Raw genomic sequence first — 2,033 nt, forward strand, 5'->3', positions numbered from 1 at the left:
TCTCCAGCAGCAGTCGCTGCTGCGGGTCCATCGCCGTCGCCTCACGCGGCGAGATACCGAAGAACCCGGCGTCGAACCCGGTGGCGGTGTCGAGGAATCCGCCGACGCGTACGTAGGTGGTGCCGGAGTGCTGGGGCTCCGGATCGTAGAGGGCGTCCAGGTCCCAGCCGCGGTCGGCGGGGAACGGGGAGACGGCGTCGGTCTCGTCGTGGACCAGGCGCCACAGGTCCTCGGGGCTGCTGACGCCCCCGGGGTAGCGGCATCCCATCGACACGATGGCGATCGGCTCGTTGTCGACGGTTGTGGCGGCGGTCCCGTCCTCGCGTCCGTCCGGTGCCGAGTGGGCCGCGTGCAGGTGGCGGGCGAGCCGGACCGGTGTCGGGAACTCGTACACGGCGGTGGTGGGCAGCCGCCGTCCGGTGAGGCCGTTGAGGCGGTCGCGCAACTCCACGGCGGTCACGGAGTCGACGCCCAGGTCCTTGAAGGACCGCTGCGGGTCCACGGCGGCGGCGTCCGGGTGGCCGAGCACCAGGGCAGTGCACTCGCGCACCAGGTGCAGCGCCTCGTCGGCGCCGAGCTCGGTGCCCCGGCTCGCGGGCGGGGCCGCGGTCGCTCCTGCGGCGTCGGCCTCGGGAAGGGCGGGTGCGCCGGAGGCGGTTTCCGGCTGCTGGCGGGCGCTCGGGGCCGTCGCGTCGGAGGTGGGAGTGTCCGCTATCCAGTGCCGGCGGCGCTGGAAGGCGTAGGTCGGCAGTTCGACCCGGCGGGGCGACAGCCCGGCGAAGACGGGGGCCCAGTCCACCTGCGCGCCGCCGGCCCACAGCGCGCCCAGCGAGGTCTGGAAGCGTGCGGGGCCGCCGTCGTCGACGCGCAGCGTGCCGGTGACCACGGCGTGGCCGTGTCCTGCGGCGGACTCGACGGTGTCCTGCACCGGTGCGGTGAGGACGGGGTGCGGGCTGATCTCGATGAAGGCTCCGTGGCCCGCCGCCGTCAGGGCCCGCACCGCGGGCTCCAGCAGCACCGGCTTGCGCAGGTTGTCGTACCAGTACGCGGCGTCCGTGGCCGGGCCTTCGAGCAGGGCGCCGGTAACGGTGGACAGGAAGGGCACCTCGGCAGGGTGGGGCGTGATCGGTGCCAGCTTCCGCAGCATCTCGTCGCGGGCGGGCTCCACGTGCACGGAGTGGGAGGCGTAGTCGATGCCGACGCGGCGGGCGCGCACGCCCTCGTGAGCAGCGGTCTCCAGCAGCTCGCCCAGTGTCTCGGCGTCGGCCGAGACGACGACGGACGAGGGCCCGTTGAGGGCCGCGACGGTGGCCCGGTCGCCCCAGCGGGCGATGAAGTCGCGGACGGCGGGCTCCGGCAGCGCGAGCGAGGCCATGCCGCTGAGGCCTTCGAGGGGGACGAGCACCTTGCTGCGCAGGGCGACCACGAGGGCCGCGTCCTCCAGGGTGAGGGCCCCGGCGACGACCGCGGCGGCGATCTCACCCTGGGAGTGGCCGACGACCGCCGCCGGACGCACGCCGTGGTGCTGCCAGAGCGCCGCCAGCGACACCATCACGGCCCACAGGACGGGTTGCAGCACGTCGGAGCGTTCCAGCGGCGGTGCCTCGGGGTCGTCGCGCAGGACCGCTTCGAGGTCCCAGTCGACGTGCGGGGCGAGCGCCCGCGCGCACTCGCCGAAGCGGTGGGCGAACACGGGCGAGGTGGCGAGGAGGTCGGTGGCCATGCCGGCCCACTGGCTGCCCTGGCCGGGGAAGACGAACACCGGGCGGTCCACGTCGCCTTCGACGCGGCCGGCGGGTACGGACGCGGCGAGGGAGTTCAGGAGGCTGTCGGAGTCGGTTCCGGTGGCGACGGCGCGGTACTCGAGGTGGGCGCGTGTGGTGAGGAGGGACCACGCCGTGTCGACGGGGTCGGGGCGGCCGTCGCGGACGTGGGTGGCGAGCCGCCGGGTCTGCTCACGCAGGGCGTCGGGGGTGCGTGCGGACAGCAGCCAGGGCACCGCCGCGCCCGGGTCGGCCCCTCCGCCCTCGGCC

1 protein-coding gene is annotated in these 2,033 nt (G+C 75.1%); it reads right to left on the reverse strand.

What is annotated here, in order from left to right; all coding sequences use genetic code 11:
• Window positions 1–2,033 (reverse strand): acyltransferase domain-containing protein (locus ACYVE9_RS24435; protein WP_461030064.1); only part of this gene is annotated, 2,033 nt, incomplete at both ends.

It is taken from the genome of Streptomyces sparsus, assembly GCF_054776295.1.